General features: G+C 72.6%; 24 protein-coding genes. 10 read left to right on the top strand and 14 right to left on the bottom strand.

What is annotated here, in order from left to right; all coding sequences use genetic code 11:
* Nucleotides 1–24: 24 nt before the first annotated feature.
* A complete protein-coding gene (gene wrbA / locus ADK52_RS28545; protein ID WP_053692727.1) occupies nt 25–654 on the bottom strand; it encodes an NAD(P)H:quinone oxidoreductase in 630 nt (209 codons plus the stop codon).
* 112 nt (nt 655–766) lie between these two features.
* Between wrbA and ADK52_RS28540 the strand changes: the two genes are divergently transcribed.
* Both ADK52_RS28540 and ADK52_RS28535 read left to right on the top strand, forming a co-directional pair.
* Entirely contained in the window at nt 767–1,381 is a 615-nt protein-coding gene (locus tag ADK52_RS28540) for a TetR/AcrR family transcriptional regulator (protein ID WP_053692726.1), read from the top strand.
* Between the two features lie 102 nt (nt 1,382–1,483).
* A complete protein-coding gene (locus ADK52_RS28535) occupies nt 1,484–3,196 on the top strand; it encodes a PKD domain-containing protein (RefSeq protein ID WP_159046049.1) in 1,713 nt (570 codons plus the stop codon).
* A 114-nt stretch (nt 3,197–3,310) separates the two neighbouring features.
* Here ADK52_RS28535 and ADK52_RS28530 read toward each other — a convergent pair whose 3' ends face one another.
* Nucleotides 3,311–3,808, bottom strand: coding sequence for a DUF4232 domain-containing protein (locus ADK52_RS28530; RefSeq protein ID WP_053692724.1), 498 nt, complete (start codon nt 3,806–3,808; stop codon nt 3,311–3,313).
* Between the two features lie 299 nt (nt 3,809–4,107).
* Nucleotides 4,108–5,391 carry an adenylosuccinate synthase gene (locus ADK52_RS28525; RefSeq protein WP_030152855.1) on the bottom strand — a complete coding sequence of 428 codons (1,284 nt, stop codon included), beginning with the start codon at nt 5,389–5,391 and terminating at the stop codon, nt 4,108–4,110.
* A gap of 184 nt (nt 5,392–5,575) precedes the next feature.
* Here ADK52_RS28525 and ADK52_RS28520 point away from each other — a divergent pair, with 184 nt between their 5' ends.
* Nucleotides 5,576–6,382, top strand: coding sequence for a hypothetical protein (locus ADK52_RS28520; RefSeq protein ID WP_053692723.1), 807 nt, complete (start codon nt 5,576–5,578; stop codon nt 6,380–6,382).
* Between the two features lie 101 nt (nt 6,383–6,483).
* On the opposite strand, the gene ADK52_RS28515 is transcribed toward ADK52_RS28520, so the two are convergent.
* Nucleotides 6,484–6,987: a GbsR/MarR family transcriptional regulator gene (locus ADK52_RS28515; protein WP_053692753.1), complete on the bottom strand. Its 504-nt coding sequence runs from the start codon at nt 6,985–6,987 to the stop codon at nt 6,484–6,486.
* A gap of 75 nt (nt 6,988–7,062) precedes the next feature.
* On the opposite strand from ADK52_RS28515, the gene ADK52_RS28510 reads away from it, so the two are divergent.
* Together ADK52_RS28510 and ADK52_RS28505 are read left to right on the top strand one after the other, a co-directional pair.
* Entirely contained in the window at nt 7,063–7,995 is a 933-nt protein-coding gene (locus ADK52_RS28510; RefSeq protein WP_053692722.1) for an ABC transporter ATP-binding protein, read from the top strand.
* Entirely contained in the window at nt 7,992–9,566 is a 1,575-nt protein-coding gene (locus tag ADK52_RS28505) for an ABC transporter permease (protein ID WP_053692721.1), read from the top strand. The genes ADK52_RS28510 and ADK52_RS28505 overlap by 4 nt, the downstream gene beginning before the upstream one ends.
* Before the next feature lie 15 nt (nt 9,567–9,581).
* On the opposite strand, the gene ADK52_RS28500 is transcribed toward ADK52_RS28505, so the two are convergent.
* Nucleotides 9,582–10,778 carry a cytochrome P450 gene (locus ADK52_RS28500; protein ID WP_053692720.1) on the bottom strand — a complete coding sequence of 399 codons (1,197 nt, stop codon included), beginning with the start codon at nt 10,776–10,778 and terminating at the stop codon, nt 9,582–9,584.
* Nucleotides 10,779–10,913: 135 nt separating this feature from the next.
* Between ADK52_RS28500 and ADK52_RS28495 the strand changes: the two genes are divergently transcribed.
* Nucleotides 10,914–12,359, top strand: a complete 1,446-nt coding sequence (locus tag ADK52_RS28495) for a hypothetical protein (protein WP_053692719.1) — start codon at nt 10,914–10,916, stop codon at nt 12,357–12,359.
* Nucleotides 12,360–12,412: 53 nt separating this feature from the next.
* On the opposite strand, the gene ADK52_RS28490 is transcribed toward ADK52_RS28495, so the two are convergent.
* From ADK52_RS28490 to ADK52_RS28450, 9 genes are all read right to left on the bottom strand, one after another.
* Complete coding sequence (locus ADK52_RS28490) at nt 12,413–13,072, bottom strand: response regulator (protein WP_053692718.1); 660 nt, start codon at nt 13,070–13,072, stop codon at nt 12,413–12,415.
* On the bottom strand, nt 13,069–14,421 hold the full coding sequence (locus tag ADK52_RS28485) for a sensor histidine kinase (protein ID WP_053692717.1): 1,353 nt from the start codon (nt 14,419–14,421) through the stop codon (nt 13,069–13,071). The genes ADK52_RS28490 and ADK52_RS28485 overlap by 4 nt, the downstream gene beginning before the upstream one ends.
* An 87-nt stretch (nt 14,422–14,508) precedes the next feature.
* On the bottom strand, nt 14,509–15,189 hold the full coding sequence (locus tag ADK52_RS28480; protein WP_053692716.1) for a response regulator: 681 nt from the start codon (nt 15,187–15,189) through the stop codon (nt 14,509–14,511).
* Between the two features lie 9 nt (nt 15,190–15,198).
* Complete coding sequence (locus ADK52_RS28475) at nt 15,199–16,542, bottom strand: sensor histidine kinase (protein WP_053692715.1); 1,344 nt, start codon at nt 16,540–16,542, stop codon at nt 15,199–15,201.
* Nucleotides 16,535–17,758, bottom strand: coding sequence for an acyltransferase family protein (locus ADK52_RS28470; RefSeq protein WP_078988673.1), 1,224 nt, complete (start codon nt 17,756–17,758; stop codon nt 16,535–16,537). The genes ADK52_RS28475 and ADK52_RS28470 overlap by 8 nt, the downstream gene beginning before the upstream one ends.
* Nucleotides 17,751–18,779 (bottom strand): alpha/beta hydrolase, encoded by a 1,029-nt coding sequence (locus tag ADK52_RS28465; protein ID WP_078988672.1) that lies wholly within the window; start codon nt 18,777–18,779, stop codon nt 17,751–17,753. Before ADK52_RS28465 ends, ADK52_RS28470 begins: the two co-directional genes overlap by 8 nt.
* A 376-nt stretch (nt 18,780–19,155) precedes the next feature.
* A complete protein-coding gene (locus ADK52_RS28460; RefSeq protein WP_053692714.1) occupies nt 19,156–19,758 on the bottom strand; it encodes a LysE family translocator in 603 nt (200 codons plus the stop codon).
* Nucleotides 19,759–19,870: 112 nt separating this feature from the next.
* Nucleotides 19,871–20,350 carry a MarR family winged helix-turn-helix transcriptional regulator gene (locus ADK52_RS28455; protein WP_053692713.1) on the bottom strand — a complete coding sequence of 160 codons (480 nt, stop codon included), beginning with the start codon at nt 20,348–20,350 and terminating at the stop codon, nt 19,871–19,873.
* The gene (locus ADK52_RS28450; RefSeq protein WP_053692751.1) at nt 20,343–21,014 is read right to left on the bottom strand and encodes a DJ-1/PfpI family protein; all 672 of its coding nucleotides are present in this window, start codon (nt 21,012–21,014) and stop codon (nt 20,343–20,345) included. The genes ADK52_RS28455 and ADK52_RS28450 overlap by 8 nt, the downstream gene beginning before the upstream one ends.
* A gap of 200 nt (nt 21,015–21,214) precedes the next feature.
* Between ADK52_RS28450 and ADK52_RS28445 the strand changes: the two genes are divergently transcribed.
* From ADK52_RS28445 to ADK52_RS28430, 4 genes are all read left to right on the top strand, one after another.
* Nucleotides 21,215–22,597 (top strand): aspartate aminotransferase family protein, encoded by a 1,383-nt coding sequence (locus ADK52_RS28445; protein ID WP_053692712.1) that lies wholly within the window; start codon nt 21,215–21,217, stop codon nt 22,595–22,597.
* A gap of 122 nt (nt 22,598–22,719) precedes the next feature.
* The gene (locus tag ADK52_RS28440; protein ID WP_053692711.1) at nt 22,720–23,400 is read left to right on the top strand and encodes a GntR family transcriptional regulator; all 681 of its coding nucleotides are present in this window, start codon (nt 22,720–22,722) and stop codon (nt 23,398–23,400) included.
* Nucleotides 23,397–25,949 (top strand): glycosyltransferase, encoded by a 2,553-nt coding sequence (locus ADK52_RS28435; protein ID WP_078988671.1) that lies wholly within the window; start codon nt 23,397–23,399, stop codon nt 25,947–25,949. Before ADK52_RS28440 ends, ADK52_RS28435 begins: the two co-directional genes overlap by 4 nt.
* Nucleotides 25,950–26,100: 151 nt before the next feature.
* Nucleotides 26,101–26,751 (top strand): hypothetical protein, encoded by a 651-nt coding sequence (locus ADK52_RS28430; protein ID WP_053692710.1) that lies wholly within the window; start codon nt 26,101–26,103, stop codon nt 26,749–26,751.
* The last annotated feature ends 116 nt before the right edge of the window (nt 26,752–26,867 follow it).

Raw genomic sequence — 26,867 nt, 5'->3', positions numbered from 1 at the left:
TTCCTGGAATGGCCGGCTTCCGGCTCAGCCGGCGGTGGAAGGGGCGGTGGAAGGGGCGGTGGCGGCCAGGCGGGCGGCGAACGTGGCGAGGCGCTCGCCCTGGTAGCGGGCCGCGGTCAGGGTCTCCTCGCTGACGGCGCCGCTGCCGCCGGGGTGCGAGGTGCCGTACGGGTTGCCGCCGGCGCCGTAGACGACCGGGTTGGTGTAGCCGGGCGAGACGATGACCGAGCCCCAGTGGTGGAACGTGTTGTAGAGGGCGAGCAGCGTGGACTCGTTGCCGCCGTGCGCGTTGTGGGCGCTGGTGAAGCCGGTGGCCGGCTTGTCGGCGAGGGCGCCCTGCTGCCAGATGCCGCCGGTGGTGTCGAGGAACTGCTTCAGCTGGCCCGCGATGTTGCCGTACCGGGTCGGCGAGCCGATCGCGTACGCGTCGGCCCAGGTGAGGTCGTCCAGCGTGGCGATCTCGACGTCCTTGGTGTCCTCGATGTGCCGGCGCCAGGCCGGGTTGGAGTCGATGGCCGCGTCCGGGGCCAGCTCGGGCACCCGCCGCAGGCGGACTTCGGCGCCCGCCTTCTCGGCGCCTTCGGCGACGGCCTTCGCGAGCTCGTGGACGTTTCCGGTGGACGAGTAGTAGATGACCGCGACCTTGGCACTCATGGTGGGACTCCTTGGCGTGACCGTAACCGGATGGCTATCCGCTTCGCTTCGATGGGTGGAAGTAAAGCGGATAGCTATCCGCTTGGCAAGGGTGGTCCGGTAGCCTCTGCGTATGAGCCGCATCGAACTCCCGGTCACGGGGCAGGCCCCGCCCGAGCGCGCGGACGCCGCCCGGAACCGGCGGAAGATCCTGGACGCGGCGGCGCAGCTGGTCGCCGAGCGGGGGCCGGACGCCGTGACGATGAACGCCGTCGCCCACGCCGCGGGGATGGGGGTCGGGACGGTCTACCGCCGCTTCGGCGATGTGAGCCGGCTGCTGTTCGCGCTGCTCGACGAGGACGAGCGGCGCTTCCAGGAGGCCTTCCTGAGCGGGCCGGCCCCGCTCGGCCCCGACGCGCCGGCCGACGTACGGCTGCGCGCGTTCCTGCACACCCTGGCCGAACGGCTCGTGGAGCAGCGGGCCGTGATGGCGGTCGCGGAGGCCGCGTCGCCGGGCGCCCGGTACGAGAGCGGCGCGTACCTGACCATGCACACGCACGTCGCGATGCTGCTCCGCGGGTCCCGCCCGCAGGAGGACGCCCCGGTGCTGGCGCACCTGCTCCTCGCCCCGTTCGTCCCCAGCCTCTTCGAGCACCTCACGGCCCGCGAGGTCCCGGTGGACCGGATCAAGGCGGCCATCGACGCCCTGCTCGGTGCCGGACGGGAACTCCGTGGATCAAGCCGCTGACCTGTCTGTACCCTGAACGGGATTTCGAACCCGTTCAGGGTTCTGCACCAGACCAAGGGGGGTACGGTGCTCCGTCGCCGTCTCATGTTTTCCGCCGCCCTCGTGGCAGCGGGCGTAGGCCTCGTCTCCGGTCCGGCCCAGGCGGCCGGTCCTGTCGCTCCCGTCGTTGCCGCCGCTCCCGCCGGCCACGGCGCGGCCGCGACGCCCGGGGGGAACCCGGGCAAGGGAGGGTCGCTGCCGGGGGGCAAGACCTTCTCCAGCCCGGCCGACCGCACGGTCCGCACGCCGCTGGCCGGATCCGCGTCCGGGGCGGGATCCGGGGCGGGATCCGCCGCCCGGACCGGGGCGGCCGCGCAGGCGCAGGGCGCGGTGGCGGACGCGTACCTTGCGATCGATCTGGAGGCCCGCGGCTCGACCGCGCACTCGATCGAACTGCGGACCGTCGTCACCGGCGAGGCCGCCGCGCTCGACGTCACCATCGACTGGGGCGACGGCGCCGCGGACCAGGTCGCCGTCACCAGTTCCGGCTCCGACCTCCGCTACACCACGCACAAGTACGCCAAGGTCGGGACGTACCCCGTCACGGTCACGGTGAAGGACACCACGCACGGCGTCCAGGCGGTGAACCGGCTCGACTTCGTCACCACGGGCAGCGAGTACACCGCCCACGCGCCCACGCGCCTGCTGGACACCCGCGCCGGCCTCGGCGCCGCCCAGGCCAAGGTCGCCGGGCGGGGCTCGGTGGTCCTGAAGGTCGCGGGCACCGCCAACATCCCCGCCGGGGCCACCGAAGTGGTCCTCAACGTCACCGCCACCAACGCCGCGGGAGCGGGCCACGTCGTGGTCCAGCCCGGCAAGGACGGCTTCGAGACCGGGTCGAACCTGAACTACGCCGCGGGGCAGACCGTTGCGAACCAGGTGATCGTGCCGGTCGGCGAGGACGGGTCCGTCCGTCTGATCAACGGCGGCTGGGACTCCGTCGACCTGCTCGCGGACGTCACCGGCTACTTCACGGCCTCGGTCGCGAGCGGCTACACCACGCTGAACCCGGTCCGCGCCGTCGATACCCGCGAGGGCATCGGTACGGCGAAGGGGCAGGTCCCCGGCTACGGGACCTTCGAGGTCGACATGGCCGGCCGCGTGGGCGTCCCGAAGGGCGTCACCGCCGTGGCGCTCAACCTGACGGCCACCGGTCCGCGGGCGGCCGGCCACCTGACCGCGTACCCGAGCGGGCAGGCGGCGCCGTCCACGTCGAGCGTGAACTTCTCCGCCGGTCAGACGGTCGCCAACTCGGTGATCGTGCCGGTGGGCCCCGACGGGAAGATCAGCATCCGCAACGGCAGTTGGGACCGGGCCGATGTGGTGGCCGACGTGGTCGGCTACTACAGCACCGACAGCAGGGCGGCCCTCGTGTGCCTCGGGGGGCCGTACCGGGTCATCGACACCCGCATCGACAGCTGGGGCCGCAAGGCCGGCCCGGTGCCGGGCCGCACGATGCTCCCGGAGCGGTTCGACGCCGATACGACGAACTCCGACATCGACGGCTGGGTGCTGAACACCACGGTCACCAACACCACCGGGGCGGGCTTCCTCTCGGTCACCGCCGACCCGAACACGTGGCCCGACTACGTGAAGGGCACCGCGGTCACGCCGCAGCGGCCCGTCTCCTCGTCCGTGAACTGGACGGCGGGTGCGACCGTGCCGAACCTCGTCCAGACCTCCGGCGGCAAGGGCGGCATCATCGACTTCTGGAACCAGGGCTGGCAGGACGTCGACCTGATCGTCGACCTGATCGCCTGGTACCAGACCGTCTAGCTCCGCACTCCGCGCTGCTTCACATTGCATGCGACTGATACGACGACGGGCAGCGAAAAGGGGCGGTGCGCCACATGGAGCACCGCCCCTTGGGCACACTTGGCCGGGCGGGGCTCATTCCGCGGCTTGCACCGGGCTGATCTCGAACTGTCCGCACACCCGCAAGTGGTACGGGATCTGCTCGGCCACACCGCTGTTCGGCGGGTAGACCTTGACGTAGGTCGACATCGGCCGACAGCTCGGCGCGACGCCCCGGCTGTTGGTGCGCAGGACGGCGGTCACGGTCTCGCTGGGGAAGACGGACACGGTCTCGTACGACTCGCCGGTGCGGATCGCGGAGGTACCGATCTGGCGATGCCGGGCATCCACGACACTGACGCCCGGGTATCCGCGCAACGCGCAGGTATGGGTTGTGGTGTTGGTGAACAGGATGGGGTAGTAGAGCGACCCCGCGGCGCCGTCCGGCTCGCCGACAGCCAGATCCAGGTCGGCCACACGGCAGGTCGGGGTCTTCGGCACGGCGGATGCCTGGGTGGCGCCGACCGAGGCGCCGGTGGTTGCGAGGAGGGCTGCGCACGCGATGGTCGCCGCCCGGGTCAGGACGTTGCTCATGGGCCAACTCCTGTGCCAGTGAAGGAATCTGTCCGCATCCGGGCACGACGGAATCCACACGACGAGATCCAGGGGAGTCGGTGTCCGGAGTCGAAGTCGGTGTCCGGTCTTTCGACGTGCCGCCTACGGGAGAAATGCTCGCACCCTCGCGGAAACCTGACCGAGTGGTGCGCTCCCGCGGCTGAACGGCGCGGGCCTGATGGCACCAGTTTACCGGCCGGGGGCTCCCTCGGCCTGTCGGCGGCGGACACGCCGGAGGGGCGGTGCGCCACACGGCGCACCGCCCCTCCGCGGTCCTGCTACAGGAACGAGTTGATCTCGATCGTCTCGGTGCGGCCGGGGCCGACGCCGATCGCGGAGATCGGGGCGCCCGACATCTCCTCAAGGGCCTTCACGTACGCCTGGGCGTTCTTCGGGAGGTCCGAGAACGTCTTGGCCTTGGTGATGTCCTCGGACCAGCCGGGGAGGTTTTCGTAGATCGGCTTCGCGTGGTGGAAGTCCGTCTGCGAGTACGGGAGCTCCTCGACGCGCTTGCCGTCGATCTCGTACGCGACGCAGACCGGGATCTGCTCCCAGCCGGTCAGCACGTCCAGCTTGGTGAGGAAGAAGTCCGTCAGGCCGTTCACGCGGGTGGCGTAACGGGCGATCGGCGCGTCGAACCAGCCGCAGCGGCGGTCGCGGCCGGTGGTCACGCCGCGCTCGCCGCCGATGCGGCGCAGGTCCTCGCCGTCCTGGTCGAACAGCTCGGTCGGGAACGGGCCGGCGCCGACGCGGGTCGTGTACGCCTTGAGGATGCCGATGACGCGGCTGATCTTCGTCGGGCCCACGCCGGTGCCGGTGCAGGCGCCGCCGGCGGTCGGGTTCGAGGAGGTGACGAAGGGGTACGTGCCGTGGTCGACGTCGAGCAGGGTGCCCTGGCCGCCCTCGAACAGCACGACCTTGTCCTCGTCGAGCGCGTTGTTGAGGATCAGGGTGGTGTCGGCGACGTACGGCTTGATCTGCTCCGCGTACTGGAGCATCTCCTCCACGATCGCGGCGGCCTCGATGGCGCGGCGGTTGTAGAGCTTGGCGAGGAGCTGGTTCTTGCCCTCCAGCGCCGCTTCGACCTTCTGGGTGAGGATCGACTCGTCGTACAGGTCCTGGACACGGATGCCGATGCGGTTGATCTTGTCCGCGTACGTCGGACCGATGCCGCGGCCGGTCGTACCGATCTTGCGCTTGCCGAGGAAGCGCTCGCCGACCTTGTCGAGGGTGACGTTGTACGGCGTGATCAGGTGCGCGTTGCCGCTGATGAGCAGCTTGGAGGTGTCGATGCCGCGCTCGTTCAGGCCGCGCAGCTCGGAGAGCAGGACGGCCGGGTCGACGACGACGCCGTTGCCGATGACCGGGGTGCATCCGGGGGACAGGATGCCGGAAGGGAGAAGGTGCAGCGCGTACTTCTGGTCGCCTACGACGACCGTGTGGCCGGCGTTGTTGCCGCCCTGGTAGCGCACCACATAGTCAACGGATCCACCGAGCAGGTCGGTGGCCTTTCCCTTGCCCTCGTCACCCCACTGAGCTCCGAGCAGCACAAGAGCGGGCACAGGCGTACACCTCTTCCGGATGGGGCATGTCCAAGGTCAGGGGGCGTACGACGATGTACACCGCAGGCTGAGCCGTCGGACCGGTACCCCGGAATAGACGAAGGCCCTGGCGCAATAGCGCAAGGGCCTCTTGCACAAAGATGCTACCCGAGGAAGGACCGAGGTGTCGGCTCCAGAGCCCACCATGAGCCATGCGGGCGCGCCGGTAGGCGGCCTGCTCGTGCTCGTCGACCCGGTCGCCCGCCGTCTTGACGGCGAGTCCGTGCGGATCGCGAAGGATGTTCTGTCGGCGGGGGCTGCGGCGAAAATCTGCCTCCCGGACTCGCAGGAGGAGTTTGCGCGGGCCCTAGCCCGCCGGGGCCATCGGCAGCCGGTGATCGTCGGCGACGACCGGGCGCTGGTCCGGGCCGTGGGGCTGCTGCACCGCGAGCGCGGGCTCGGGGACGGGGCCGTTTCGCTGATTCCGGTGGGGCAGGTGGGGTCGCTGGGGCTGGCGCGGTCTCTGGGTGTTCCGCTGTCGGCGGTGGCGGCGGCGCGGGCGGTGCTGGACGGGGCCGTACGGACGCGGGACCTGCTGGTGGACGACAGCGACGGGGTGGTGCTCGGGGACCTGCGGATTCCACCCGTCCGGGCGGCGCCGAGGCCGTCGGGGCCGTCGGTCTGGAGCGCCTACCGCTCGCTGGTGCGGACGCTGGTCCCGCCGGGGGCCCGGGTGGGGCACCGGCTGCGGGTGGAGGCGGACGGGCAGCTGCTGGTGGACGTGGACCGGACGGTGGAGGACCTGCGGATGGTGCCGGTGTCGGCCGGCGGGGTGGCGGAGGTGACGCTCCGGCTGGCCGGCGGCCCCTCGCTGCGGGTGAAGGCGAGCTCGTTGACGGTGTCGGGCCCGGACTTCCGCTACCGGGCGGACGCGCTGGTGGCGGGCCCGGTCCGTCGCCGTACGTGGACCCTGCGGCCGGGCGCCTGGTCGCTGACGGTGCCGCGGGGGTAGCGGCGGCGGGAGGGGGCGCCATGGCGTTCGCCGGGCGTTCGGTACGCCGTTCGCCGGGCGTTCGGTATGCCGTTCGCCTTGGCGTTCGCCGTGGCGTGGCGTTACGGGTTCGAGAGGTCCAGGGTGGCCCGGTGGGCCCGCCAGCGGTCCATCATCGCGTGCATCTCGCCCTGGAGGAACTCGAAGAACGCCGCCGTCTCCGCCATGCGCGCGCCGGCCGGGGTGTCCGTGCCGACTCCGGCCGCGCCGTCGCGGAGGGTCTTCTCGAAGAGGTTCAGCACCTGGTCCCGCCGGGTGAACGTCTCGTACCAGAGCTCGTTGTGCAGGACGTACCGGTCCCGGCGGGAGCCCGGCTCCCGCTCCCGGCTGACCATGGTCACCTGGGTCAGGTAGGCCACCGCCCCCGACACCGCCGCCGGGCTGATCCGGAGCGCCTCGCTCAGCTCCGCCGAGGTCATCGATCCGCTGTCGCTCGCGAGCAGCTGCGCGAAGACCCGCGAGGCCATCCGCTGCATCCCCGCCTCGGTCAGCTGCGCGGCGAACCGCTCCACGAAGCGCGAGACCGCCGCCTCGTCGCTCCGTACGTCCTGAGCCTGCACATCCATGTCGTCCGCCACCCTTCTGACTTTATACGTTTCCCTAGCTTCACAAGTTTGTGAAAGTAGCGTACGTTCAGAATCATGACGAAGGCAATCAGCGTCGCCGGACTCCACAAGGCGTTCGGCCGCACCCACGCACTGGACGGTCTCGACCTCTCGGTCGCCACCGGCGAGGTCCACGGCTTCCTCGGCCCCAACGGCTCCGGCAAGTCCACCACCATCCGGGTTCTGCTGGGCCTGCTGCGCGCCGACTCCGGAACCGCCGAGCTGCTCGGCGGCGATCCCTGGGCCGACGCCGTGGACCTGCACCGCCGCGTCGCCTACGTCCCCGGCGACGTGACCCTGTGGCGCAACCTCTCCGGCGGCGAGGTCATCGACCTCTACGGGCGGCTGCGCGGCGGCCTGGACCGGGCCCGGCGCGCCGAGCTGATCGAGCGGTTCGAGCTGGACCCCACCAAGAAGGGGCGCACGTACTCCAAGGGGAACCGGCAGAAGGTCGCGCTCGTCGCCGCCTTCTCCTGCGACGCCGAACTGCTCATCCTCGACGAGCCCACCTCCGGGCTGGACCCGCTGATGGAGGGGGTCTTCCAGGACTGCGTCGCCGAGGCGCGCGCCGCCGGGCGGACCGTGCTGCTCAGCTCGCACATCCTGAGCGAGGTCGAGACCCTCTGCGACCGGGTCAGCATCATCCGCAAGGGCCGCACGGTGGAGACGGGCACGCTGGCCGATCTGCGGCACCTGACGCGTACGTCGATCAGCGCCGAGCTCGCCGGCCCGCCGAACGGCATCGCGCACCTGCCGGGCGTGCACGACGTGGAGGTGCAGGGGCTGAAGATCCGGCTCCAGGCCGACACGGACAAGCTGGACGCGGTACTGCGCTCGCTCGCCGACTCGGGGGTGCGGTCGCTGACCTCGACCCCGCCCACGCTGGAGGAGCTCTTCCTGCGGCACTACGCGGACGACGTCCACGGGGGTGGCGTCGACGGCGACGTGAAGGCGGGCGTGTCGCGATGAAGAACCAACTGGCCGGCACCGGCACGCTGCTGCGCCTCGCACTCCGCCGCGACCGGGTGATGATGCCGGTCTGGATCATGGTCGTGGCGCTGCTGGTGCTCAGCCTGCCCGCCTCGCTGGAGTCGGTGTACGGGAGCGCCGCCGAGCGGGCCCGGCTGCTCACCACGATGAACGCCAACGGCTCGCTGCGCGCCCTGTACGGGCCGGTCTTCGGAGACTCCGTCGGCGCCCTGACCGCCTGGCGCGGCGGGGTCTTCGCCGGGGTGCTCGCCGGGATCATGAGCCTGGTCATCGTGGTCCGGCACACCCGCGAGGAGGAGGAGACGGGCCGTCAGGAGATGCTCTCCGCCGCGATGGTGGGCCGCCGGGCACCCCTGACGGCCGCGCTGCTGGCGGCCTTGACGGCCAACGGGCTGGCCGCGCTGCTGGTGACGGTGGGGCTCGCCGGGCGCGGGGCGGGCGGTGCGCTCGCCCTCGGGCTGGGCATCGGCGCCACCGGGATGCTGTTCGCGGCCCTGGCCGCCATCGCGGCGCAGCTCACCGAGAGCGCGCGGCTCGCGAAGGGGCTCACGGGCGCGCTGATCGGCGTGGCGTTCGTCCTGCGCGCCGCCGGGGATGCCGGGAGCGCCGGGGGCTCGAGCGCGCTGACCTGGGTGTCGCCGCTGGGCTGGCTGGAGCACGTACGGGCCTTCGCGGCCGAACGCCCGTGGGTGTTCGCCCTGTTCGCGGTGGCCGTGGCGGTGCAGGTGGCGGCGGCGTACACGCTGGCCGGGCGCCGCGACGTCGGCATGAGCTTCCTGCCGGCCCGGCCGGGCCCGGCGGAGGGCCGGCTCGGCAGTGCGGGGGCGCTGGCCTGGCGGCTCCAGCGGGGGAGCCTGATCGGGTGGAGCCTGGCGTTCCTGGCGGCCGGGGTGGTCTTCGGCGGGATGACGGACGGGGCCACGCAGCTGGTCGGCGACAACGAGCGGACCCGCGAGATCATCGAGCGGATGGGCGGGCAGAGCGGGATCGCGGACGCCTTCCTCGCGACGATGGCCGGGATGCTCGGCATGATCGCCGCCCTGTACATCGTCTCGGCGGTGCTGCGGCAGAGCGGTGAGGAGTCCGGGCAGCGCGCCGAACCGCTGCTCGCGAACGCGGTCGGCCGGCTGCGCTGGGCGGGCGGCCACCTGGTGGTGGCGTTCGGCGGCTCGGCGCTGATCCTGCTGCTGGCGGGGCTGGGCCTGGGGCTCGGGCACGGCCAGGGCGTGGCCGCGGCGGTGGGCGCGACGCTCGCCCAGCTCCCGGCGGTCTGGGTGATCGGCGCCCTCGCGGCCCTCCTGCACGGCGCCGCCCCGCGGTACGCGGTGGCCGCCTGGGCGGTGGCCGGGGGTGCGCTGACGCTGGGCTGGATCGGCCCGGCGCTGAACCTCCCGCAGGCGGTCCTGAACCTCTCGCCCTTCGCCCACCTGCCCAAGCTGCCGGGTGCCGAGGCCCTGGCCTGGGCCCCGCTGCTGGTGCTGACCGCGCTGGCGGCGGCCCTGCTGGCGGCCGGCCTGACGGCACTGCGCCGCCGGGACCTGGCCGTGTAGCCCTCGCCCCAACTGTCAGAACTCCACGAGGAGTTCGTCCAGACCGCGGATGACGTACCCGTCCCGCCACCGAGGCTCCCGTACGAGCTTCAGGGGCGGGACGCCGTCTGCCAGCAGGGCCCCGAACGAGGCGGTCAGCTCCCGCCGCGCGAGCGGAGCGCCGAGGCAGTAGTGGATCCCGGCACCGAAGCTGAGGTGCGGATTGTCGGCCCGTACGAGGTCCAGGTCGTCGGGCCGCTCGAACCGGGCGGGATCCCGGTTCGCGGACCCGAAGAGCAGCGCGACCTCGGCTCCGCGCGGGATGACGGTGTCACCGATCCGGATGTCGTCGAGCACCCAGCGTTCGAACATCTGGAGGGGAGTGTCGTAGCGCATGAGTTCATCCACAGCTGTGGACAACTTTTCGGAATCGAGCGAGGCGAGCTGCTCGGGGTGGCGGAAGAGGGTCCACCAGCCGTTGACGGTGGTGTTCACGGTGGCCTCGTGGCCGGCGTTCAGCAGGAGGACGCAGGTGGAGATCATCTCCTGCTCGCTGAGCCGGCCCTCGTCATCGTGGGCGGCGATCAGCCCGGAGATCAGGTCCTCGCCGGGCTTCTTGCGCCGCTCGGCGATCAGCTCGCGCAGGTAGGCGCTGAACTCCTCGCTCGCGCGGACCGCCCGCCGCGCGGTCTCCTCGTCGGGGCGGAGCTCGTACATCCCGCAGATGTCCGCCGACCAGGGCCGCAGCGGGGCCCGGTCCGCCTCCGGAACGCCGAGCAGTTCGGCGATCACCGCCACGGGCAGCGGCTCGGCGACGACGGTGAGCAAGTCCCCGCCCCCGTCGGCGAGGAGCTGCCCGACCAGCTCGCGGGCGAGCCGGTCCACGGCGGGTGCGAGCTGCTCCACGGTGCGCGGGGTGAACGCCTTGGACACCAGGCGCCGTACGCGCGCGTGGGCGGGATCCTCCAGGTCCAACAGGCCGTTGTCGTTGAGGACATGGAACGGTTCGTGACCCGGGGGCGGGGCCTCGCGGCCGAACTCCTCGTGCGAGAAGCGGTGCAGGTAGGTCCGGCCCAGCCGGCGGTCGCGCAGCAGCGCGCTCACATCGGCGTAGTGCGGCACGAGCCACTGCCCGGTCGCCTCCCACCACAGCGCACGGCCCTGTTCCCGCAGCTCCCGGTAGGCAGGGTAAGGATCGGCAACAAACGCGGCGTCCCACGGATCAAAGCCCATCCCCGAAGCCTAAGACGTCTCCCCGCAGGGGGTGTGACGCGCCGTCATGTCGCTTCCTTGTGTGCGGCGCCCGGTGATGTCAAGATCCCGGCAAAAGTGAAGAATCATCATATTTCGCCACTGAGGGAGACCCGGATGGGCCGTACGGACTCGAAAGGGAGCGTTCTGGCCCGCTCCTGCCGGCTGCTGGCCGCGCTGCTGGCCGGGGTCGCACTCCAGGCGGGGGTGGCGGCCGGAGCAGGATCCGGCGGCGGGGCGGACCGGGTCGACGGGCGGCTCGATCCCCGGTTCGGCAGCGGCGGCATCGTGTCGACGGCCATCGCGCCGAACGGCGGTCCCGACTTCCAGAACGGGCTCGCGGTCGACGGCCGCGGCCGCTCGCTCGTATCCGGTTCCTCCGACGTCGGCTCGGGGGGCGGAAGCCAGTGGCGGATCGCCCGCTATACGCCCCAGGGGCAGCTGGACCGCTCGTTCGGCTCGGGAGGCACCGTACTGACCGGCATGTCGGCCGCGGGCGGGGAGGACGAGCACGTCTGGCGGCTCGCGGTGCAGCACGACGGGAAGATCGTGGCCGTGGGCCACGCCATCACACCCACGGGCGGCGAGGACTTCGCGCTGGCCCGCTACCTGCCCGACGGACGCCTCGACCGCAGCTTCGGCGACGGAGGCAGGGTTTTCACCGCGATCGGCTCCGGCCTGTTCGACGACGAAGCCCAAGCCGTCGGGATCCTGGCGGACGGCAAGATCCTGGTCGCCGGTTTCGCCGGAACGGGCGCGGGCACCGAAGGCCGTGACTTCGCCCTCGCCCGCTACCTCCCGGACGGCCGGCTCGACCGCTCCTACAACCGCCACGGCAGCCGTCCCGGAATCGTCGTGACCGACATCGCCGGGCAGCGCGACCAGCTCAAGAACATGGTGATCGACTCGCGGGGCAGGGCCGTGGCCGTGGGATCGGCAACTCTCGGCGCGGGCCGGGGAGGTACGGACTTCGCGGTCGCCCGGTACCTGCCCGACGGCGTGCTCGACCGGTCCTTCGGCCGGACCGGCCCACACCCGGGCGTGGCCGTCACCGCCATGGCCCCCGGCGACGACCTCGACCTGGCGGAAGGCGTCGCGATCGACCGCAAGGAAAGGATCACCGTCGGCGGTTCGGCGGACACCGGGCACCTCTTCGACCTCGCGCTCGCCCGCTACACCCCCGAGGGCGAACTCGACGGGACGTTCGGGACGGGCGGGAAGGTGCTGACCAACGTGGGCCCGGGGTTCACCGATGACGATCTCGAAGGGCTCGTCCTCCAGCCCAACGGGAAGATCATCATTGGCGGGAGCGTCGCCACGACCGAGTTCCTGGTCGACGGGGACTTCCTGCTCGCCCGCTACGAACCGAACGGGAACCTCGACCGGTCCTTCGGCCACGACGGATTCGTCAGGACCTCCACCGCCCCGGGCAAGGCCGACGACGAGATCTTCGACATCGCCCTCGCCGGCGCAGGAAAGCTCATCGCCGCCGGAGAGTGCGACCAGCCGGCGACGGGCCGCGACGTCTGCCTGGCCCGGTACGAGGTCGGCTCCCCGCACTGACCCGGGTGGACCGGCACGGCCGCACTGACCCGGGTGGGCCGGCGCGGCCGCGGCTATGCCGGGGTCACCAGGCGGGTCTCGTAGGCGAACACCGCGGCCTGGGTGCGGTCGCGCAGGCCCAGTTTCACCAGGATGCGGCTCACGTGCGTCTTGATCGTGGACTCCGCGACGATGAGCCGGTCCGCTATCTCCGCGTTGGACAGCCCCTGCGCGATCAGCACCAGCACCTCCGTCTCCCGCTCCGTCAACTCACCTATCCCCGCCGGATCCGCCAGCTTCGGCGGGGTCGACAGCTTCGAGAACTCCAGGATCAGCCGCTTGGTGACCGTCGGCGCCAGCAGCGCCTCACCGGAGGCCACCACCCGCACCCCTTCGGCCAGCTGCCGGGCCGAGGCGTCCTTGAGCAGGAACCCGGAGGCCCCGGCCCGCAGCGCCTGGTACACGTACTCGTCGAGGTCGAAGGTCGTCAGGACCAGCACCTTCGCGTCCGTGTCGGAGGCCACGATCTCCCGCGTCGCCTCCAGCCCGTTCATGACCGGCATCCGGATGTCCATCAGCACCACGTCCGGCCGCAGCGCCGCGACCTTGGCGATGGCCTCGCGGCCGTCCACCGCCTCGCCGACCACCTCGATACCGTCCATCGCGTTCAGCAGGACGGAGAAGCCCTCCCGGACCATCATCTGGTCGTCGACGATCAGCACCCTGATCGTCATGCCGACTGCCCCGGCCCCTGCGCCGCGTCCTGCGCCTCGCCCTGTCGCCCGCGCACCGGTATGAACACCGCCACCTCGTACCCGCCCGCCTCGGTCTTCCCGGCCGTCATCTCACCCTCCAGCATGGCCACCCGCTCCCGCATCCCGGTGATCCCGTGCCCCGCGCCCGGCGAGGGCCGCACGTCCCCGGTCGCCGCCGCATTGACCACCCGTATGCCCAACCCGCCCAGCACGTACGAGACCTCGACCGAGGCCGTCGCCCCCGGCGCATGGCGCAGGGTGTTGCTGAGCGCCTCCTGGATGATCCGGTACGCCGACAGCTCCACACCCGGCGGCAGCTCCCGCACCGCACCCGTCACCGCCTTCTCCACGCTCAGCCCGGCCTCCCGCACATTGGCCAGCAGCCCGTCCAACGAGGCCAGCGTCGGCTGCGGGGCGTCCGGCGCCTCGTAGTCCGCGGAGCGCACCACACCCAGCACCCGGCGCAGCTCCGTCAGCGCCGCCACCGCGTTCTCCCGGATGGTGGCGAACGCCGCCTCCAGCTCCGGCGGCGGGTTCTTCACCCGGTACGGCGCGGCCTCCGCCTGGATCGCCACCACCGACATGTGGTGGGCCACCACGTCGTGCAGCTCCCGCGCGATCGTCGTCCGCTCCTCCAGCAGCGTCCGCCGGTCCCGCTCGACGGCCGTGACCTCCTGCTGCGCGCTGACCTCCTCCTCCGCTTCCCTGCGTATGTTGCGGACCGTCACCACCAGCAGCGAGACCGCCAGGACGAAGGCCATCGGCATGATCTCGACGGGCTCCCCCCGGCCGAGCACGACCGGTATCCCGATCCCGACCCCCACGGTGATCAGCCACATCCAGCCCGCCGCCCGGGGCCTGATCCGCATCGCGGCGAAGGTCACCGTGGCCAGGTAGGAGACGAAGGCACCCGGCGTCCAGGGCCACACGTCGTTCATGCCGGAGCCGACCACCGAGAGCGCCCCGGCGGCGGCGATGGCCGCCCAGAACGCACCCACCGGCCGCACCAGGGTCATCAGCACCGGCGTGGCCGCGACCAGCCCCATCACGAGGGAGCTGCTCGGTACGACGTAGTCCCCGCTGGTCGCGGACGTCAGCATCACCACGAAGAACGCGACGACTCCGACGACCGCATGCGGCAGATACGCCATGTACGGCCGTATCCGCCCGGGCAGCCGCCGCGTCACCGGACCGTCCGTACGCATCGGCGCCAGCGGCCGGTACGCGAAGGCGTCCGTGATCAGATCCTGGCGCAGGCTCTGGAACAGGCCGGAGGCCATCCGGAACTCGGGTGTCCGGGGGTTCACCCGGGAGGTCGTCTCGGTCATACCCACACCGTAGGTCGGCCGCCCCGTCGTCCGCGTCGCCGCTGAAGGGGATATCCCCGCCTCCCCCTCAAGTACTACCCGGGGCACTCAGTAGCCCGCCGGACGGACCAGACCCGTCTCGTACGCGAACACCGCGGCCTGGGTGCGGTCCCGCAGGCCCAGCTTCACCAGGATCCGCCCCACATGGGTCTTCACGGTCTGCTCGGCCACCATCAGGTGCGCGGCGATCTCCGCATTGGACAGCCCCTGCGCGATCAGCGACAGCACCTCCGTCTCCCGTTCGGTCAGCTCGTCGATCCGCGCCTTCGAGGGCGCCCGCGGCGCCCCCATCCGGGAGAACTCCGTGATCAGCCGCTTGGTGATGTTCGGCGAGAGCAGCGCCTCGCCGGCCGCCACCACTCGGACCGCCTCCGCGAGCTGGTCGGCCGACGCGTCCTTCAGCAGGAACCCCGAGGCCCCGGCGCGCAGCGCCTCGTACACGTACTCGTCGAGGTCGAAGGTGGTCAGCACCAGCACCTTGACGGTGGAGTCCGGGGCTGCGGTGATGATCGAGGTGGCCTCGATGCCGCCCATCCCGGGCATGCGGATGTCCATCAGGACCACGTCCGGCCCGAGTCCGGCGACCTTGGCCACCGCGTCGGCCCCGTCCACGGCCTGGCCCACGACCTCGATGTCGGGCTGGGCGTTGAGGAGGACGGTGAAGCCCTGCCGGACCATCATCTGGTCGTCGGCGATCATCACCTTGATCGGGTCGGCCGGAGTGCTCATGCGTCCTCTTCAGTCCTTCTTCGTCTCGGGATCCATCGGGAGCACGGCGCTCACCTCGTAGCCGCCGCCGGGGCGGGGGCCGGCGGCGAGCTCGCCCCCCAGCATGCCCGCCCGCTCCCGCATCCCGAGCAGACCGTGCCCGGCGCCGTGCGAGGGCGGGGCCGGCCGGGTCGGGGCGCTGTTGGCGATGCACAGGTGCAGTTCGCGCGGCCCGTACGCGATGCCGACCTCGACGCGCGATCCGGGCGCGTGGCGCAGGCAGTTGCTCAGCGCCTCCTGCACGATCCGGTACGCGGTGAGCTCGACGCCCGGGGTGAGGGGCCGCCGGATGCCCGCGATCTCGGTGGTGACGGCCAGGCCGGCGCTGCGCACGTTGTCCACGAGGCCGTCCAGTTCGGCGAGGGTGGGCTGCGGATGGTGCGGGTTCGCCGGATCGTCCGGCTGCTCGGAGCGCAGCACGCCCAGCACCCGGCGCAGTTCCGTCAGGGCCTCCAGCGCGTTCTCCCGGATGCCCGCCAGGTTCTCCTTGAGCTCCTCGGAGGGGTTCTCCACCAGGTGCGGGGCGACCTGCGCCTGGATGGAGATCACCGACATGTGGTGGGCGACGACGTCGTGCAGCTCGCGGGCGATCCGGTTGCGTTCCTCCAGCAGGGTGCGCTGGGCCCGCTCCTCCTCGGTGAGCGTCTCCTGTTCGACGAGCTTGCCGCGGGCCAGGCGGGTGGCCCGCAGGGCGTACCCCAGCAGGCCGACGAAGCCGAAGACGAGAAGTGCGGCCAGGACGCTGCTCTGGCTGTGCTCCGGTTTGAGCAACAGCTCGGCCAGACCGGTCAGCGCGATGGGGACGGCGATCGCGGCGACGGTCACCCGGGGCGGCACCCGCAGGGCCACCAGCAGCAGGACGAGTGCGAACGCGAGGAGCCCGGAGGGCATCCAGGGCCAGGTCTGGCCGGGGCCGACGTTGTCCCGGATCGACCAGGCGGCCACGCCCGCGGCCAGCAGGCCGAACCACCATCCGCCGATCGGGCGGAACATCGCGAGGACGATGGACGTGCCGGTCAGGAGCGCCGCCAGCAGTGGGATGCCGCCGTAGTCGTCGTAGTGCTCGCCCATCTGCTGCGCGGTGAGGAACCCGAAGAAGACCGCGGCGTAGATGACCACCGCGTGCGGCAGCCGGGCCAGCCAGCGGGGCCGGGACATCCGGGGCAGCGGGTCCCGCTCGACGGTGAGCAGGTCGTGGACGAGGGTCTGCAGGAGCCGGGCCCGTGGCGCGGTGGTCCTCCCGGAGTCCGCTTGCGCTTCCACTTTCACGGCGGGCGGTTCGCTCTGCTCGTTCACGGCGTCCAGCCTAGGCATGGTGGATCACCTCGTCGGGCGCCCGCAGGGTGCGGGCCGTGGTCCGGGAGCCCGCGACCGCACCGGAGACCGTACGGAAGGACTCGCTCCGATTCGGCCGCCTGGCCTGCTCGTACGTACGGAACGCGGTCCAGCAGACGCCCAGCGCGGCGGCGAACACCGGCAGCCACAGCAGCCGGGCGGCTATCCACAGCGGGGAGTCGGGCACGGTGTGCAGCCCGGGCAGATCGGTGGGGGCCAGCAGCCCCAGGGCGGTGACGGCCATCATCGCCGTCTGGTGCCACAGGAAGATCGTCATCGCGGACAGGTTCATCAGCGCCACCTTCGCCCAGGCCCGGGGCCGTCGCATGGCCCGGTCCAGCGGCCCGCGGAGCAGCAGGGCCAGCCCGCACTGGGCCAGGCCGAAGGCGACGGCGGCCAGTGTCGGCGGGTTCAGGTTCGATATCGGGGCCCCGGGGACACCGACCATGGACGCCGGATACCCGCCCCAGAGGACCAGCCCGACGGTGGCCGCGGCTCCGGCGCCGAGCAGCAGGGCTGCCGGGGCGCGCCGGGCGAACGCCCCGCGGGACCAGGCGGCGCCCAGGGTGTAGGGGACGAGCCAGCCGGCGGCCACATTGACCCAGCCGATCCACTCGGGCCCGCCGAGGCCGAACCGCCACACGTCCACACCGGCCACCACGGCCAGCGGCCACAGCGGGTTGAGCCGGGCCACGAGCGGCGTGGCGGCGGTGAGCACGGCGAAGACGAGGAGGAACCAGAGCGGGGAGAGGACGAGCTTGACCAGCGTCTGGACGGTGCTCGGCTCGGCGCCGCCGAGCAGCATCCCGACCGACGCCACCGCCCACAGGGCGAGCACCGCGGCGACCGGCCGGAACAGCCGCGACAGCCGCTGCCCGACCCACACCCCGTACGGGATCCCGCGCTCGCGCGCCGAGGCGTGACCACGGGCGGCGACATGGCCGCCGACCAGGAAGAACACGGCCAGCGTCTGGAACACCCAGGACACCGGCGCCAGCCACGGCAGGTGGGCCAGCGGACTGGTGTTGCTCAGGCCGCCGTTGGCGGTGGTCAGCGCGGTCACCAGCCAGTGGCCCAGCACCACGCCGAGGATGGCGAAGGCCCGCAGGGCGTCCACGGTCCGGTCCCGGTCGGCGGGCGTCCCGGCGTCGATGCGGTCCGCGAGGACGGACCAGCGGGCGCGGAGCTCAGGCATGGGGAGCCTCCGGGGCGGTGCCGAGGACGATGCGGGTCAGGCTGTCGAGGGACGCGGTGCCGGGCTTGAGGTAGTCGCTGTGGCCGCCGGGGCCGGCGGCGAAGGGCCGGGCCCCGAAGGCCGGGTCGACGGGGTCGGCGGCGAAGCCGACCCCGCCGAGGCGGACATGGGGGACATGGCCGATCCAGTCGGCCCCGCCGCGCCCGGCCCAGACCCGCGCCCCGGTCGGCAGTTCGGCGGCAGTGGAGGCCCCCGTACCGGGGCTGCCGAACAGGGCCATGTCGGCGACCTCGGGGCCGGTGCGGGTCCGGGCGCAGACCACCGACCCGTACGAATGGCAGAGCAGGGAGAGCCGGGCGCCGGGCGCGGCCGCCCGCCCCAAGCGGTCGAGGAAGGGACCCAGTTCGGCGGCCGCCGCATCCGCCCGGTCGGCGGTCAGGACGGTCGCGCTGACCGTGCCGGGGGTGTCGTACCCGAGCCAGGCGACCACGGCGGAGCGGGGATGCCCGGCCTGGAGGCGCTGGTGCAGGGCGACGGCCCCGGCACGGAAACGCTGGTAGGTGTCCAGCGTGGTGTCGGAGCCGGGCACCAGGACGGCGACCCGGTCGGCGGTCTCCAGATCGCCGAGCACCTCGACGGCCCGGCCCTTGCCGCGGCCGTCGAAGGCGAGGAACCGGGCGGTGCCGTCCGCCTCCATGGCGTGCAGTTTCGCCGCGCGGCCGGTGCGGCCGGCGTCCTGCGCCATGCGGGCCGCCTCGGCGATGCCGGCGAGGCGGGCGGCGTACCGGTCGGGGAGCGTGGCGTGTTCGGCGAGCTCGGCGGGCGCCGGAGCGGGGACATCGGGAGAGGCGGCGGCGGATACGGGAAGCACGACGGCCGCGGCGACGAGCCCGGCCAGCAGGGTGCGCCGCAGCCGGCCGCGGGGGCGTCCTGCGCGACGTTCGGCGGCGGTGTCCCCGTCTGCGTGTCCGTCGGCGTGTCCGTCGAGGCGTCCATCGGGGCGTCCTGCGGCGCGGGTCATGGCGGGTCCCTTTTCCTTCGCTCGATCCAGAGGGGCTGTGCTCGCTTCATCTCTGGTTCCGAAGTTAGGAATTGAGGGGCATCGTCGGCGTCCCGCTGTGGAGCCCCCTTTCCGCATAGCTCTCAGGTATGACAGGGCAGACCTGAGAGCCACGCCCGAAGTGGGCCGCCCCGTCCCGGGGATGCATCCCCGAGCCGTGGACCGGGGTCCCGGGTTGACCGACGGCGACCGGCACAACCGCCGGCGCAACGACCGGCGCAACGACCGGCGCAACGACCGGCGCAACGACCGCACAGGCAGCGCGCATCGGGGCGGGAACCCCCGTCCGGCCCCGCCACGGCCAGGGCCCAGCCGTGATCGGGGAAGGCGTGCGCGGCTACGGCGTCGTCGCCACGCGGAGGCCGAAGGCGATCAGGACCACGCCCGTCGCGCGGTCCAGGGCGCGCCGGACGCGGGGGAGGGCGAAGAAGCGCCGGGCGCGCGAGAGGACGTACACGTACGTGCCGAGCCAGACCGCCGTCAGGACGAGGTGGATCAGGACGAGCAGTGCCATGCCGGCGGCCGGGCGCAGGCCCGGCGGGGCGAGGGCGGGCAGCAGGCCGGTGTAGAAGACGGCGATCTTGGGGTTGAGGGCGTTGCTGACCAGGCCGGTCCGCCAGGCGCTGCCCGTGGAGCCCCGTACGGCGGGCGGCTGCGCGCCGGGCCGGCGCAGGGACTGGACGCCGAGGAAGCAGAGGTACGCGGCGCCCGCGAGTTTCACCGCCAGGTACACCTCCGCCGAGGCGGCGAGCAGCGCCGCCAGCCCGACGACGGTGAGGGCACCCCACAGCAGCAGCCCGGTGGCGATCCCGGCGACGGTGCGCAGCCCGTCGGCCCGCCCGCGCGAGACCGCGCGCTTCGTCACGACGGCCATGTCGGGGCCGGGCACGAGGGTCAGCAGTGCCAGGACGCCGGTGGCGGTGAGGAGTTGCGGGAGCACGGGGTCAGTGTGCCACCGGCTCCGGCGCGCCGACGGGGTGCCGGGTCGAGGACTTCGAGGTCTCCGCCGACTCCCGCGCCGCCGACGCGCCGCCGACTCCCGCGCCGCCCCCTCAGGCGTCGGCGCGGTCGGTGCCGGCCAGCAGCGTGTCCAGCGCCTTCGTGAGGCGGTCGAGGACCTCGACCGTTTCCGCGAAGGCCGCCTCGCCCAGTTCCTCCGCGAGCCGGGTGGCCAGTTCGGCGTGGGCCGGGGTGATGCGGGCCACGGCGCCGCGCCCCTCCTCCGTCGGGCGGAGCAGCTTCGCGCGCCGGTGGGCCGGGTTCGGGACGTACTCCGCGAGGCCCTTGGCCACCAGCAGGTCCGCGATGCGCTGGACGCTCTGCCGGGTGATGCCCATGACCCGGGCGATCCCCGCCACCGGCAGCGGCTCGTGGAGCACCGCGCCCAGCACCTGCCACCAGGCCGCGGTCAGCCCGGCCGGTCCGGCCAGTTCCTCGGAGATCGCGAGGAACCGGCCGTTCAGGCCGAACACCCCCAGGGCGGTGCGGCTCAGCAGGTCCTGCCGGGCCCGTACCGGCGAAGCGTCAGGCATCGCCGCGCTCCGCCGCCGCCATCAGCACCGGGAACGCGCTCGCGTCCGAGTCGTGGAACAGGCGGTACCAGGCGTCGAGGACCTCCGGCCCGTAGACGTCGAGCCGGGCGAAGACCTCCCGGGCGAAGGCCACCGGTTCGGTCGGGCCCGCCGTGATCAGGTCGCCGTCCGTCACCGCGTCGGCCTCGACGTACCGCCCGGCGCCCGCGTAGCCCGGCTGCTCCGCGAGGTAGCCGGCGGCCGCGCTGGTGTGGTCGTACGCGTCGAGCAGGCCTTCCCGGGCCAGGCCGGCCGTGGCTCCGCAGATCGCCGCGACCGGGACGCCGGCCGCCAGGAACTCCCGTGCCTTCGCGGCGAAGGGGGCCAGGTCGTCGCCGGTGTCCCAGAGCGAGGCGCCGGTCAGGATGAGGAGGGAGGAGTCCTCGGGCGAGAGGTCCGCGAGGGCCAGGTCGGGCTGGACGCGGACGCCGCCCATGGTGGTGACCGGCGCTCCGGCGGCGAAGCCGACCGTACGGACCCGGTGGCCGCGCTGGGTCAGGTGCGCGGTGGTGTGGCCGGTCTCCCAGTCCGCGTACGTGTCGTACACCGCGAGGTGGACCGGCCGGGCGGGCGGAGCGGAGGGAGCGGACGGAGCGGAGGGAGCGGTCGTCTCGTTCGTCGTCATCTTCATCGCCTCTTCCATCGGTATGACAGCAGGCTGTCACTTCGACAGCGTGCTGTCAATCACTCGATTTCGCGATCCGTTCCGCGATCCGTTCCGCGATCCGTTCCGCATTCCGTGCCGACAGACTGCCGAGGCCCGGCCCCCACCCGCATACAGTCCGCCGATATCCCCTCCCACCTGGGCACTCTTAGCGTGGCCGCATGACCCCTCACGTCACCACGGGCAACCCCGCAGACATCGCGGCCGCCGGCGCGGCCGTCAAGGCCGCCGACCGCGCCCACGTCTTCCACTCCTGGTCCGCCCAGGCCCTGATCGACCCGCTCGCCGTCGCCGGGGCCGAGGGGTCGTACTTCTGGGACTACGACGGCAACCGCTACCTCGACTTCTCCTCCCAGCTGGTGAACACCAACATCGGCCACCAGCACCCCAAGGTCGTCGCCGCGATCCAGGAGCAGGCCGCCCGGCTCTGCACCCTCGCGCCCGGCTTCGCCGTCGACGTCCGCTCCGAGGCCGCACGCCTCATCGCCGAGCGGACCCCGGGCGACCTGGACAAGGTCTTCTTCACCAACGGCGGCGCCGAGGCCGTCGAGAACGCCGTCCGCATGGCCCGTCTGCACACGGGCCGGCAGAAGGTGCTGTCGACGTACCGCTCGTACCACGGGGCCACCGCCGCCGCGATCAACCTGACCGGCGACCCGCGCCGCTGGCCCTCCGACACGGCCGCCGCCGGGGTCGTGCACTTCTGGGGCCCGTTCCTCTACCGCTCGCCGTTCCACGCCGCCACCGAGGCCGAGGAGTGCGAGCGCGCCCTCGCGCACCTCGCCGACACCATCGCCTTCGAGGGGCCGGCGACCATCGCCGCGATCATCCTGGAGAGCGTGCCCGGCACCGCCGGGATCATGACCCCGCCGGCCGGTTACCTCGCGGGCGTGCGCGAGCTCTGCGACCGCCACGGCATCGTCTTCATCCTCGACGAGGTCATGTCCGGCTTCGGCCGGACCGGCAAGTGGTTCGCCGCCCAGCACTGGGACGTCACCCCCGACCTGATCACCTTCGCCAAGGGCGTGAACAGCGGGTACGTGCCCCTCGGCGGCGTCGCCATCTCCGGCGCCATCGCCGAGACCTTCGCCACCCGCCCCTACCCCGGCGGCCTGACGTACTCCGGCCACCCCCTGGCCTGCGCCGCCGCCGTGGCGACGATCAACGCGATGGAGGAGGAGGGCGTCGTCGAGCACGCCGCCCACCTCGGCGCGAACGTGATCGGCCCGGCGCTCGCCGAGATCGCCGAGCGGCACCCGTCGGTCGGCGAGGTCCGCGGCCTGGGCGCGTTCTGGGCGCTGGAGCTCGTACGGGACAAGGAGACGCGCGAGCCGCTCGTCCCGTACAACGCGGCCGGGGCCGACAACGCGCCGATGGCCGAGTTCGCCGCGGCCTGCAAGGCCTCCGGCCTGTGGCCCTTCGTCAACATGAACCGGACGCACGTCGTGCCGCCGTGCACCATCACGGAGGCGGAGGCCAAGGAGGGCCTGGCCCTGCTGGACGAGGCGCTGACGGTCGCGGACCGGCACACCACGGCGGCCTGACCGGCACACCACGGCGGCCCCACCGGCGGCCTCCGATCAGGAAACCGGCGACGCCGGATCGGTTTCAGCCTCGCTGTCTGGCCTAAGGTGTCCGAAAAGTTCACCGAAGGAGACGGACCCCTATGTCAGGCAGCGGCGCTGTCACCCGCAACACACTTCGCCAGCAGATCGCGGACGCGCTGCGCGACGAAGTGCTGGCGGGACGCCTGCCACCGGGCACCGAGTTCACGGTCAAGCAGATCGCCGAACAGTACGAGGTCTCCGCGACCCCCGTACGCGAGGCACTGGTCGACCTCGCGGCGCAAGGGCTCCTGGAATCGGTCCAGCACCGGGGCTTCCGCGTGCGCGTCTTCTCCGTGGACGACTACCGGGGCATGATCGAGGCCCGTACGCTCATAGTGGACGGGATCTTCCGGCGGCTCGTCGAGCGCGGCACCGCGCCCGGCTCCGGCGAAATGCTGGTGTCGGTGCGCCGTCGTGCCGAGGAGGCGTGCAGGGCCGCGCAGAGCGGTTCCCTCGAAGTGCTGATCGGCTACGACCTGCGCTTCTGGAGGGAGCTGAGCGGGCTGGTCGGCAACACGTACATCTCGGAGTTCCTGCACCGCATCCGGGTGCAGTGCTGGGTCTTCGCCGTACCGCACCTGAAGGCGGCTCCGGATCTGCACACCGGACTGTGGTCCGGCCACAACGAGCTGGTGGACGCGGTGACGCGGGCCGACGCCGAAGAGGTACGCAGCCTCGTGTACGCGTACAACCAGCACGGGCTGGACTGGGCCGCGGGCCTGAAGGCGGTCGGCGCATGACCGACACGACCGCGACCGGCGAAGCCGAAGCGGCCGAAGCCCCCGAAGCGGCCGAAGCCGCGCCCGTCTGGCTCGGCGCCGTCGGGCTCTCGGTCGTCATCCCCGCCCACGACGACGCGCACCGGATCGGCGCGACGCTCGACGCCTTCCGCGCCCACCTCGACGCCCGCCTCGGTGGCGGCCCCGGCGACTGGGAACTCGTTGTCGCCGACGACGCCTCCACCGACGCCACCGCCGCCCTCGTCGAGGCCGCGGCGGCCGACGAGCCCCGGATCCGGCTGATCCGCTCCGAGCACCACCGCGGCAGGGGCGCCGCGCTGCGCGCCGGAGTGCTCGCCTCCGCCGGGGAGCGGGTGCTGCTCGCCGACGCCGGGCTCAGGACGCCGCCGGCCGAGCTGGACCGACTGGAGCAGGCCCTCGGCGAAGAGGGCCACGAGGGCCACGAGGGCCACGAGGGCCACGAGAGCCACGAGGGCCAGGAGAGCCACGAGAGCCACGAGGGCCACGAGAGCCACGAGGGCCAGGGAAACCAGGAGCAGCAGGGCGCGACCGCCGCCCTCGGCCGGTCGGGAAACCGCCTGGTCCGCGCCCTGGGCGTCCCCGGGATACCGGGCTTCCGCGCCGACACCTGCGGCTTCGCCCTCTTCGACGGGGACCGGGCGCGGGCCGCCTTCGGCGCCTCCGCCCTCGACGGCCCGGCCATCGACGCCGAGGTGCTGCGCTGGATGCGCCGCCAGGGCTGGCAGGTGGCCGAGGTACCGGTGCGCCGCACCCCGGACCCGGCGGCACGCCCCCGCCGCGCCGCCGGCGACCGCCGCCGCGCGCTGGCGGAACTGTTCCGGCTGAACGCCGGCGGCCTCGCCGTCGCCGCCGTCTTCATCGCCCTCTCCGCGTACGTCTTCCACGGACTGTGGGCGGACCTCGACGGCCGCTACCTCAAGGACGCGCTCCAGGACCAGAACCAGTGGGAGTGGTTCGTCGGCGTCGCCACCGACAACATCACCCACCTGCGCAATCCGCTCTTCACCACCGCCCAGGGCATGCCCGACGGCGTGAACCTGATGGCCAACGCCACGATGCTCGGCCTGACCGTCCCGCTGATCCCGGTCACGCTCCTGTTCGGGGAGACGGTCACCTTCGCGCTCGTCCTCACGCTCGGCATGGCCGCCAGCGCCTGGACCTGGTACTGGCTGATCCGCCGCCGCCTCGTGCAGAGCCGCTGGGCCGCCGCCGCGGGCGGGGCGCTCGCCGCGTTCGCGCCGCCGATGGTCTCGCACGCCAACGGCCACCCGAACTTCGTCGTCCTGTTCATGCTCCCGCTGATCATCGACCGGGCCCTGCGCCTGTGCGAGGGGCGCAACGTCGTGCGCGACGGGGTCCTGCTCGGCCTGTTCGCGACGTACCAGATCTTCCTCGGCGAGGAGCCGCTGCTCATCGCCGCGCTCGGCATGCTGGTCTTCTCGCTGGCGTACCTGCTGGTCGACCGGCGGCGCGCCCTGGCGGCCGCACGGCCGCTGGGCCTGGGCCTGGTCATCGCCGCCGGCGTCTGCGTACCGCTGCTGATCCTCCCGCTGTACTGGCAGTTCTTCGGCCCGCAGAGCTACCACTCGGTGCTCCACGGGGACAACGCCGGGAACAGCCCGCGCGCCCTGGTCGAGTACGCCGCCCGCTCGCTCTTCGGCGACGCCGAGACGGCCGGGCGGCTCTCCCTGAACACCACCGAGCAGAACGCCTTCTACGGCTGGCCGCTGCTGGCGCTCGGCGTGGCCGTCTGCGTGTGGATGTGGCGCCGCAGGGTCGTCCGGGCGCTCGCGATCACCGGCGCCGTGGTCCTGGCGCTGTCCCTCGGGCCCTGGGTGCCCGTCCCGCGTACGGACGTCGTGCTGCCGGGGCCGTGGCGGCTGATGGTGAAGCTGCCGCTGTTCGAGTCGGTGATCGAGGGGCGCGTGGCGATGGTGTGCGCCCCCGTACTGGGCGTGCTGCTCGCGCTCGCGCTGGACCGGATCGTACGGATGCGCACGCGCGAGCTGCGCACGCTCGGTCTGCTCGCGGTGGCGGCGGCGCTGATTCCGGTGCTGCCGCTGCCGCTGGCCGTACGGGAGCGGGCGCCGGTGCCGGCGTTCATCACCTCGGGGGCCTGGAAGGGCTACGTCAAGGACGGCGAGGCACTCGTTCCGGTACCGCTGCCGGACCCCGGACAGGCGGACGCGCTGCACTGGCAGGTCGAGGCGGACTTCGGCTTCCGGCTGGCCGGTGGGTACTTCAACGGCCCGTGGGGGCCCGACCGGATCGGCATCTACGGGGCCACCCCGCGCCACCTCTCGAACCTCCTGCGGGACGTCCGGTACGGGGCGCAGCCGCCGGAGATCACCCCGCAGTGGCGGGAGCAGGCCCGGCAGGACCTGGAGTTCTGGAAGGCGGGCGCGGTCGTGCTGCCGTTCCAGGACCGGGGGGTGGAGCTGCGGGACATGATCAGCGAGCTGCTGGGCCGGCAGCCGCTGAAGGTGGAGGACGCATGGGTCTGGAGGGTGGGTCCGGGGCAGGTGTAGCGGTGGCTCCGGCGCGGATCGTGCCTGATGGGGGCCGGGTCGCGCCGCGGGTTCGCCAAGGGTTCGGCCACAGGTTCTGCGCAGCCCTTCGCGGAGGGTGTTCGGCGCACTACTCTGGCCGGATCGGCGGCATCGACTGATCGGAGCCCGCGTGGCCTGTGACCTGTGGCTGGTCCCCCTTGTCGACGTGCTGTGCCACAGCCCCGACAACCCGTTCGCGGAAGAGATCGCCTCGTACGACAAGGCACTGGGCGAGGCGGGGCTCCCGTCGGTGCCCGTGTTCGCGTACATGCCGGGCCTGAGCGGGGACGTGGCCCCCGTGGCCGGCTTCGACTACGACGCCCTCCACTTCCTGCGGCGGGCGTACCTGCTGCAGATCTGCGGTCTGCCGGTGACGCCGGTGGACGAGCTGGGCGGGGACTACGAGCAGCTGCTGGAGATGTTCGAGTCGACGGCGCAGCGGTCGCACCTGGTGTGGCACTACGACCATGCCGGGGCGTACGTGCCGGTGGACTTCGCGTTTCCGCTGGCCAACGAGGAGCTGTTGGCCGGGGGTGGGCCGCTGGGGTCGGCGCAGGGGTTGCTGCGCGAGCTGATGGTGGTGGCGCCGGCGATCGGGATCGACCCCGGGAATCCGCCGGTGGCGCCGGCGGCGCCGGGGCGGCCCACGTCCTTGGAGGAGCCGGCGGGGCCGATTCCGTACGACGAGAGTCCCTTCGCCCGGGAGCGGCACGTGTGGCTGGGGCTGCACGCGGCCGCGACGCGATGCCTCGGACAGGGCTCGATGATCATCTTCAGCTGACCCCGGCCGGGTCGGGGGCCGGCCCCCGACCCCTCACCGGGCGGCCCGGCCCCTCACATGCCGGCGGGCCCGGTCAGCGGGGCTGTTCCGGGGGGCGCTGGCGGGGCATGTTGGGG

The organism is Streptomyces sp. WM6372, from assembly GCF_001279655.1.
Classification (GTDB): domain Bacteria; phylum Actinomycetota; class Actinomycetes; order Streptomycetales; family Streptomycetaceae; genus Streptomyces.
This window is presented reverse-complemented; position numbering and strand designations above follow the sequence as displayed.

Excerpts from the sequence above, each read along its gene's own strand:
- ADK52_RS28540 (WP_053692726.1), top strand. The coding sequence starts at position 767 with ATGAGCCGCATCGAACTCCCGGTCACGGGGCAGGCCCCGCCCGAGCGC.
- ADK52_RS28510 (WP_053692722.1), top strand. The coding sequence starts at position 7,063 with ATGACGAAGGCAATCAGCGTCGCCGGACTCCACAAGGCGTTCGGCCGC.
- ADK52_RS28445 (WP_053692712.1), top strand. The coding sequence starts at position 21,215 with ATGACCCCTCACGTCACCACGGGCAACCCCGCAGACATCGCGGCCGCC.
- ADK52_RS28530 (WP_053692724.1), bottom strand. The coding sequence starts at position 3,808 with ATGAGCAACGTCCTGACCCGGGCGGCGACCATCGCGTGCGCAGCCCTC.
- ADK52_RS28465 (WP_078988672.1), bottom strand. The coding sequence starts at position 18,779 with ATGACCCGCGCCGCAGGACGCCCCGATGGACGCCTCGACGGACACGCC.
- ADK52_RS28495 (WP_053692719.1), top strand. The coding sequence starts at position 10,914 with ATGGGCCGTACGGACTCGAAAGGGAGCGTTCTGGCCCGCTCCTGCCGG.
- ADK52_RS28490 (WP_053692718.1), bottom strand. The coding sequence starts at position 13,072 with ATGACGATCAGGGTGCTGATCGTCGACGACCAGATGATGGTCCGGGAG.
- ADK52_RS28515 (WP_053692753.1), bottom strand. The coding sequence starts at position 6,987 with ATGGATGTGCAGGCTCAGGACGTACGGAGCGACGAGGCGGCGGTCTCG.
- ADK52_RS28480 (WP_053692716.1), bottom strand. The coding sequence starts at position 15,189 with ATGAGCACTCCGGCCGACCCGATCAAGGTGATGATCGCCGACGACCAG.
- ADK52_RS28475 (WP_053692715.1), bottom strand. The coding sequence starts at position 16,542 with ATGCCTAGGCTGGACGCCGTGAACGAGCAGAGCGAACCGCCCGCCGTG.
- ADK52_RS28450 (WP_053692751.1), bottom strand. The coding sequence starts at position 21,014 with ATGACGACGAACGAGACGACCGCTCCCTCCGCTCCGTCCGCTCCCTCC.
- wrbA (WP_053692727.1), bottom strand. The coding sequence starts at position 654 with ATGAGTGCCAAGGTCGCGGTCATCTACTACTCGTCCACCGGAAACGTC.
- ADK52_RS28455 (WP_053692713.1), bottom strand. The coding sequence starts at position 20,350 with ATGCCTGACGCTTCGCCGGTACGGGCCCGGCAGGACCTGCTGAGCCGC.
- ADK52_RS28435 (WP_078988671.1), top strand. The coding sequence starts at position 23,397 with ATGACCGACACGACCGCGACCGGCGAAGCCGAAGCGGCCGAAGCCCCC.
- ADK52_RS28470 (WP_078988673.1), bottom strand. The coding sequence starts at position 17,758 with ATGCCTGAGCTCCGCGCCCGCTGGTCCGTCCTCGCGGACCGCATCGAC.
- ADK52_RS28485 (WP_053692717.1), bottom strand. The coding sequence starts at position 14,421 with ATGACCGAGACGACCTCCCGGGTGAACCCCCGGACACCCGAGTTCCGG.
- ADK52_RS28440 (WP_053692711.1), top strand. The coding sequence starts at position 22,720 with ATGTCAGGCAGCGGCGCTGTCACCCGCAACACACTTCGCCAGCAGATC.
- ADK52_RS28500 (WP_053692720.1), bottom strand. The coding sequence starts at position 10,778 with ATGGGCTTTGATCCGTGGGACGCCGCGTTTGTTGCCGATCCTTACCCT.
- ADK52_RS28505 (WP_053692721.1), top strand. The coding sequence starts at position 7,992 with ATGAAGAACCAACTGGCCGGCACCGGCACGCTGCTGCGCCTCGCACTC.
- ADK52_RS28520 (WP_053692723.1), top strand. The coding sequence starts at position 5,576 with ATGAGCCATGCGGGCGCGCCGGTAGGCGGCCTGCTCGTGCTCGTCGAC.